Annotated in this window: 7 protein-coding genes and 1 pseudogene; 5 read left to right on the forward strand and 3 right to left on the reverse strand. The window is 70.8% G+C overall.

Annotated elements, in window-relative coordinates; translation table 11 throughout:
- The 3 genes from QZV97_RS20050 to QZV97_RS20060 all read left to right on the forward strand — a co-directional run.
- A partial coding sequence (locus tag QZV97_RS20050) for a TRCF domain-containing protein (RefSeq protein ID WP_366558925.1) occupies nucleotides 1–442 on the forward strand: 442 nt, incomplete at its 5' end.
- A complete protein-coding gene (serB, locus tag QZV97_RS20055; protein ID WP_295647028.1) occupies nucleotides 439–1,158 on the forward strand; it encodes a phosphoserine phosphatase SerB in 720 nt (239 codons plus the stop codon). The genes QZV97_RS20050 and serB, both read left to right, overlap by 4 nt.
- Nucleotides 1,159–1,232: 74 nt before the next feature.
- On the forward strand, nucleotides 1,233–1,655 hold the full coding sequence (locus QZV97_RS20060; RefSeq protein ID WP_295647031.1) for a cupin domain-containing protein: 423 nt from the start codon (nucleotides 1,233–1,235) through the stop codon (nucleotides 1,653–1,655).
- A gap of 1 nt (nucleotide 1,656) precedes the next feature.
- On the opposite strand, the gene QZV97_RS20065 is transcribed toward QZV97_RS20060, so the two are convergent.
- On the reverse strand, nucleotides 1,657–2,313 hold the full coding sequence (locus tag QZV97_RS20065) for a glutathione S-transferase family protein (RefSeq protein WP_295647034.1): 657 nt from the start codon (nucleotides 2,311–2,313) through the stop codon (nucleotides 1,657–1,659).
- Nucleotides 2,314–2,444: 131 nt separating this feature from the next.
- Here QZV97_RS20065 and phaZ point away from each other — a divergent pair, with 131 nt between their 5' ends.
- Both phaZ and QZV97_RS20075 read left to right on the forward strand, forming a co-directional pair.
- Nucleotides 2,445–3,665: a polyhydroxyalkanoate depolymerase gene (gene phaZ / locus QZV97_RS20070; protein WP_295647037.1), complete on the forward strand. Its 1,221-nt coding sequence runs from the start codon at nucleotides 2,445–2,447 to the stop codon at nucleotides 3,663–3,665.
- Between the two features lie 111 nt (nucleotides 3,666–3,776).
- On the forward strand, nucleotides 3,777–5,267 hold the full coding sequence (locus tag QZV97_RS20075) for a GGDEF domain-containing protein (protein ID WP_295647040.1): 1,491 nt from the start codon (nucleotides 3,777–3,779) through the stop codon (nucleotides 5,265–5,267).
- Here QZV97_RS20075 and QZV97_RS20080 read toward each other — a convergent pair.
- Nucleotides 5,264–5,968 carry a glutathione S-transferase N-terminal domain-containing protein gene (locus tag QZV97_RS20080; protein WP_295647043.1) on the reverse strand — a complete coding sequence of 235 codons (705 nt, stop codon included), beginning with the start codon at nucleotides 5,966–5,968 and terminating at the stop codon, nucleotides 5,264–5,266. The genes QZV97_RS20075 and QZV97_RS20080 overlap by 4 nt on opposite strands.
- Nucleotides 5,969–6,085: 117 nt before the next feature.
- Nucleotides 6,086–6,661, reverse strand: a pseudogene (locus QZV97_RS20085) (carbohydrate ABC transporter substrate-binding protein); the annotation flags it as partial.

Below are 6,661 nucleotides of genomic sequence, written 5' to 3' on the forward strand. Positions count from 1 at the left end.
GATCAACCTGCACGCCCCCGCCCTGCTGCCCGACGCCTACTGCGGCGACGTGCACGTGCGGCTCTCGCTGTACAAGCGCCTGGCCACGGCCGACAAGCTCGACCGCATCGACGCGATGCTCGAGGAGATCGTCGACCGCTTCGGCAAGCTGCCGCCGCAGGCCCAGACCCTGTTCGACCTGCACCGCCTGCGCGTGCAGGCCAGGCCCTACGGCGTGCAGAAGATCGATGCCGGCCCGCAGGCCATGAGCCTCGCCTTCCGGCCCAAGGCGCCGATCGACGCGATGCGCATCATCGAGCTGGTGCAGAAGAACCGCCACATCAAGCTGGCCGGCAACGACAAGCTGCGCATCGAGAAGGCGCTGCCCGATCCCAAGGACCGCGCCCAGTTCATCCGCGACGTGCTGCGCTCGCTCGGCACGCCCGCACCGACCACCCCATGAGCACGACGCCCCCCGAGTTCGCCCCCGGCCTCTTCGTCCGCGGCTTCGCGCCGCCGCTGAAGCTGGCCGACTTCCGGCTGATCGCCTTCGACATGGACTCGACGCTGATCGACATCGAGTGCGTCGACGAGATCGCCGATGCCGCCGGACGCAAGGCCGAGGTCGCGGCGATCACCGAGGCCGCGATGCGCGGCGAGATCGCCGACTACAAGGACAGCCTGCGCCAGCGCGTCGCGCTGCTGAAGGGCGTGCCGCTGACCGCGCTGCACGAGGTCTACGAACGACGGCTGCATCTCAACCCCGGCGCCGAGACGCTGGTCCGCGCCTGCCAGGCCGCGGGCCTGAAGACCTTGCTGGTGTCCGGCGGCTTCACCTTCTTCACCGACCGCATCCGCGACCGGCTGGGCCTGGACTACACGCGCAGCAACGTGCTGGGCGTCGACGGCGATCGCCTGGACGGCCGCCTCGTCGACCAGCCCTGGGGCGACATCTGCGACGGCGCCGAGAAGCGCCGCATGCTGCTGCAGACCTGCGATCGGCTGGGCATCGCGCCGCGCCAGGCCATCGCCGTCGGCGACGGCGCCAACGACCTGCCGATGATGGGCGAGGCAGGCCTCAGCGTCGCCTACCACGCCAAGCCGGCGGTGCGCGAGCGCGCGATGCTCGGCATCGAGGCCGGCGGGCTGGACCGGGTGCTCGAGGTGCTGCGCGGCTGAGGTCCCCGCCCGGCCCGGCGACGGGAACGTTTTGTGCATGGCAGCACGCCATCGAAACCTCGCAGGGGCCCGCCATGCTCGACCGCACCGCCACGAAGTTTTCGCACGTCAAGCCGACCGACACGAGCTTCCGCAGCGACGGCCTGCGCGACTTCTTCCTCTACCGCGATCTCGGTGTCGCCGAGGCCACCAACGGCAAGGTGCTGGCGCAGCTCGTCATCGCGCACAACGCACCGGAGAAAGGCACCGGCTGGCACCGCCACGAGGCGGACTTCCACATCGTGATCATGCTGCGCGGCTGGGCCAGGTTCATGTACGAGGACCAGGAGACGCTGGTCTCGGCCGGCGACTGCGTGCATCAGCGGCCAGGGGTCCAGCACTACCTGTTCGACTACTCGCCGGACATGGAGTACCTCGAGATCGTCGGCCCGGCCGACTTCAAGACCATCGACGTCGAGCCGGTCTGCCCGATGCCCGAGCCCAAGGCCTGGCTCTGACTCAGAACTCCACCTCGAGCTCGTCGACCTGCTCCGGCTCCTGGCGGGCCGCGCTGATCCACTCCTGCATCTCGGGCATGGCCATGGCGCGCAGGCAGTACTCGATCAGGCGCTTGTCGCTCATGCGCACGTCGTAGGTCTTGAAGCGCGTGACCACCGGCGCGTACATCGCGTCGGCCATGCTGCGCTCGCCGAAGAGCCAGGGGCCGCCGTAGCGCCCGAGGCAGTCGGTCCAGATCTCGATGACGCGCTCGATGTCCGTCTGCGCCCGGCTCCAGACCTTGTAGCCGGGAAAGTGGCCCTTCAGGTTCATCGGCAGCGCCGAGCGCAGCGAGGTGAAGCCCGAGTGCATCTCGCCGCAGACGGCGCGGCAATGCGCGCGCGCCGCGCGGTCGGCCGGCAGCAGCCCGGCTTTGGGCTTGATCTCGTGCAGGTACTCGGCGATCGCCAGCGTGTCCCAGACCTTGACCTTGTCGTGGGTCAGGCAGGGCACCAGGATCGACGGCGCCAGCAGCAGGATCTCGGCGCGCACGCCGGGATCGTCGGGCGGCAGGATCTTCTCCTCGAAGTCCAGCCCGGCGAAGCGCGCCAGCAGCCAGCCGCGCAGCGACCAGGACGAGTAGTTCTTGCTGCTGAGGGTGAGCGTCGCCTTGGCCATGGTCCGGGTCTCGCGGAAGTGCAGGCGGACACCGCAATCGCTGTGCCAGCACGGTGCACCGCGGCCGATGGCGCGCAACTTGCCTGCTGCACCCGTCGATCGCGCCCTTCGGCGCGGCTCGAGGGCGACCCATGATGTACGAGGCCTACCAGGCTCAGGCAGATCTTCTCGCGCCCCTGCAGACGGCGGCACGCAATGCCGCGTCCTGGCTGAACCACGGCTGGGCCGGCCTGGCCCAGCTGCCGACGACGCGCAAGCTGGCCGCCACCTGGGAGGTCTTCGCCCGGGCGCGGCTGACCCACCACCGCCCCGAGTTCGGCATCACCACGGTGCGCGTCGGCGAGCAGGACCTGCCGGTGCACGAAGAGGTGGTGCACCGCACCCCCTTCGCGACCCTGCTGCGCTTCGTGCGCGACGGCGCGCCGGCCGACCAGCCCCGGGTGCTGATCGCCGCGCCGCTGTCGGGTCACTTCGCGACGCTGCTGCGCGACACGGTCCGCACGATGCTGGCCGACCACGACGTCTACATCACCGACTGGCACAACGCCCGCCACGTGCCGCTGTCCGACGGTCCCTTCGGCCTGGACGACTACATCGAGCACCTGATCCGCTTCCTGCAGGTCATGGGCCCGGGCAGCCACCTGCTGGGCATCTGCCAGCCCTGCGTGCCGGCGCTGGCCGCGGTGGCGCTGATGGCCGAGGACGACGACCCGGCCCAGCCCGCCAGCATGACGCTGATGGCCGGGCCGGTGGACACCCGCGTCAACCCGACGGCCGTCAACGAGCTGGCCAACAGCAAGCCGATCGAGTGGTTCGACACCCACCTCGTGCACGGCGTGCCGGCGCGCTTTGCCGGCGCCGGCCGGCGCGTCTACCCGGGCTTCCTGCAGCTGACGGCCTTCATGAGCATGAACCCCGAGCGCCACAAAAAGGCCTTCGCCGACCTGCATGCCCACATCGTGGCCGGCGAGACCGAGAAGGCCGCCGCCACCTGGGCCTTCTACGACGAGTACTTCGCGGTCAACGACCTGCCGGCCGAGTTCTATCTCGAGACCGTGAAGCTCGTGTTCCAGGACTACGCCCTGGCGAAGGGCGAGCTCACGGTGCGCGGCCGCCCGGTCCGGCCCCGGGCGATCCGGCGCACCGCGCTCTTCACCGTCGAGGGCGAGCGCGACGACATCTGCGCCATCGGCCAGACCGTCGCCGCCCACGACCTGTGCAGCGGCCTGGCGCCGTTCCGCAAGACCCACCACGTGCAGCTGGGCGTCGGTCACTACGGCGTCTTCAGCGGCCGGCGCTGGCAGCAGCAGATCTATCCGCGGGTGCGCGAGCTGATCCACGTGAGCCAGTGACACGCGTCACGGCCGCCCCGCCGGCCTGCGGGGCCGTCAGCATGGACGGGGCATTTGGCGTGTAGCCTCGCGCACGCGCGCCGCCCATCCGGGTCGGCGATGCGCCGACCGATGCCGACCTCGATCCTGCTGCCCGTCGCCTTCCTGCTGCTGGAAAGCGCCTTCCTCCTCCTGCTGCCTGCGCTGCGCGCGCCGGGCGCCCACGTGATCATGGTGGCTGCGCCGCTGCTCGCGGCGCTGGCCTGCGCCTGGCGCGCCCGCGCCGAGGCCGGGCCGGCGCGCACCGGCTGGGCGGCGCTGGCGCTGTCGCTGCTGATCTGGGCGGGCGGCGCCTTCGGCAACCTGTGGCAGGAGCTGGTGGTCGGCCGCGCCTACGAGATGTACCCCTGGAGCACGCTGGCCTTCAATCTGTCGGCGGTGCCGATCGCCTTCGTGCTGGCCAGCGACTGGCGGGCCGGCGCGCAGCCGATGGCGCGCGCGCTCGACGCGATGGTGGCCGCGGCGCTGGGCTACGGCTACTTCCTGCTGACCTGGGCCATGCTGATGGTCCGCGGCACGCCGGATGCGGACAGCATCGCCACCATGGTCTGGCTGGAAGATGCCCAGAACCTGTTCATCGTCGCCGGGGCCCTGGTGCGCTGGTACGCCGCCGACGAGCCTGCCGAGCGCAGGCTGTTCCGGTCGATCAGTGCCTATGCCGTGCTCTACCTGGCGCTGATCTTCGGCAACAACCATTTCCTGGCCGGCGACCCGGCCTACGGACCCGAGGCCAGCACCGTCATCACGCTGGGCTTCGCGCTGCTGTCGGCCCTGGCGCTGGCCGGACCGTCGACCGACGCGGTCGAGCGCTCGGCGCGCCCCGGGATGGCGGATGTCGTCCGCGCCGGCAGCCCGATGCTGCTGGCCGGCGTGCTGCTGATCGTGTCGCTGTTCCTGATCCGGGTCGACTATGCGCACGGCGTGGCCGGCGTGCTGATCGCGGTGCTGGGCTACGGCCTGCGCAACAGCTTCGCGCAGGCCGGCCACATCGAGCGCGGCGACCAGCTCCAGCGCGAACGCACCGAACTGCAGGCCATCGCCTGGACCGACGCGCTGACCGGCATCCCCAACCGCCACTATCTCGACCAGGCGCTGGCCGGGCACTGGCACGTCGAGCGGCGCGCCCACCATCCGCTGTCGGTGCTGATGATCGACATCGATCACTTCAAGTCGCTGAACGACCGCTACGGCCACCCGGCGGGCGACGCCTGCCTGCGCGAGGTGGCGCGCGTGCTGCAGGCCGCACTGGTGCGCCCGGACGACGTGCTGGCGCGCTACGGCGGCGAGGAGTTCATCGCCCTGCTGCACGACGCGGACGCGGCCGGCGCCCTGGTCGTGGCCGAGCGGCTGCGCGCCGCGGTCGAGAGCCTGGGCATCGAGAACCCCGACAGCCCCTATCGCGTGGTGACGGTCAGCATCGGTACGGCCAGCGCGGCGCACCGCGGCGAAACGGCGCGCCTGGTGGCGGCCGCCGACAAGGCGCTGTACGAAGCCAAGTGCGACGGCCGCAACCGGGTCAGCGGCGTGGCGACCCTGCGCGCCGTGCCGGTGCAGGCCGCCTAGGCCGCCGCCGGGATGCCGAGCCCGCGCACGACCGCCGGCCGCGCGACGAAGGCCGCCAGCACCCGCGCCACGTTCGGGAAGTCCGCGAAGCCGACCAGGTCGCCGGCCTCGTAGAAGCCGACCAGGTTGCGCACCCAGGGCCAGGTCGCGATGTCGGCGATCGTGTAGGCCTCGCCCATGATCCAGGCGCGGCCGGCGAGCCGCCCTTCCAGCACGGCCAGCAGCCGGCGCGACTCGGCCACGTAGCGGTCGCGCGGGCGCTTGTCCTCGTAGGCCTTGCCGGCGAAGCGGTGGAAGAAGCCGACCTGGCCGAACATCGGGCCGACGCCGCCCATCTGGAACATCAGCCACTGCAGGGTCTCGTAGCGCGCCGCCACGTCCTCGGGCAGCAGCCGGCCGGTCTTCCCGGCCAGGTAGAGCAGGATCGCGCCCGACTCCCACAGCGGCAGCGGACGGCCGCCCGGCCCGTTCGGATCGATGATCGCGGGGATCTTGTTGTTCGGGTTGAGCGACAGGAATTCCGGCGACAGCTGGTCGTCGCTGTCGAAGGCGACGCGGTGCGCCTCGTAGGGCAGGCCCGTCTCCTCCAGCATGATCGAGACCTTGACGCCGTTGGGCGTGGGCAGCGAGTAGAGCTGCAGGCGGTCGGGGTGGCGCGCGGGCCACTTGCGGGTGATCGGAAACTCGGCGAGAGGCTTCATTCCCAGGTTATCGCACGAAGCGAGAACCCGAGGGCGCCTCGGGCGAAGGATGCGCAGAAGCGAAGAAGGGCGTGCCCTGGGGCACGCCCTTCAGCGGTCAGGGACCGACGCTCGCGTTCAGCGCACGCGGCCTTCCTTCCACGCGCCCAGCAGCTTGTCGTAGGCGATCGTCTCGCCCTTGGGCTTCTCGTTGGCGAGCTTCTTCCAGGGTGCGCCGGCGTCGGTCAGGTACTTCGCCGGGTCGCCCTTGGGGTTGAGCTTGGGCGGACACTTGGCCATGCCGGCGCGTTCGAGCCGCGCCATCACCGCGTCCATCTCGTCGGCCAGCGTGTCCATCGCGGCCTGCGGCGTCTTCTCGCCGGTCACCGCCTGGGCCACGTTCTTCCACCACAGCTGCGCGAGCTTGGGGTAGTCGGGCACGTTGGTGCCGGTGGGTGTCCACGCGACGCGCGCCGGGCTGCGATAGAACTCGACCAGCCCGCCGAGCTTGGGCGCCAGGTCGGTCATCGCCTTGCTCTGGATGTCGCTCTCGCGGATCGGCGTGAGGCCGACGATGGTCTTCTTCAGGCTGGTGCTCTTGGCGGTGATGAACTGCGCGTAGAGCCAGGCCGCGGCCGTCTTGTTGGCGTCGTGGTTGGCGAAGAAGGTCCACGAGCCGACGTCCTGGTAGCCGTTCTGCATGCCCTGCTTCCA

Origin of the sequence: uncultured Methylibium sp. (assembly GCF_902826655.1) — a bacterium.
Taxonomy (GTDB): domain Bacteria; phylum Pseudomonadota; class Gammaproteobacteria; order Burkholderiales; family Burkholderiaceae_C; genus Methylibium.

Excerpts from the sequence above, each read along its gene's own strand:
- serB (WP_295647028.1), top strand. The coding sequence starts at position 439 with ATGAGCACGACGCCCCCCGAGTTCGCCCCCGGCCTCTTCGTCCGCGGC.
- QZV97_RS20060 (WP_295647031.1), top strand. The coding sequence starts at position 1,233 with ATGCTCGACCGCACCGCCACGAAGTTTTCGCACGTCAAGCCGACCGAC.
- QZV97_RS20065 (WP_295647034.1), bottom strand. The coding sequence starts at position 2,313 with ATGGCCAAGGCGACGCTCACCCTCAGCAGCAAGAACTACTCGTCCTGG.
- phaZ (WP_295647037.1), top strand. The coding sequence starts at position 2,445 with ATGATGTACGAGGCCTACCAGGCTCAGGCAGATCTTCTCGCGCCCCTG.
- QZV97_RS20075 (WP_295647040.1), top strand. The coding sequence starts at position 3,777 with ATGCCGACCTCGATCCTGCTGCCCGTCGCCTTCCTGCTGCTGGAAAGC.
- QZV97_RS20080 (WP_295647043.1), bottom strand. The coding sequence starts at position 5,968 with ATGAAGCCTCTCGCCGAGTTTCCGATCACCCGCAAGTGGCCCGCGCGC.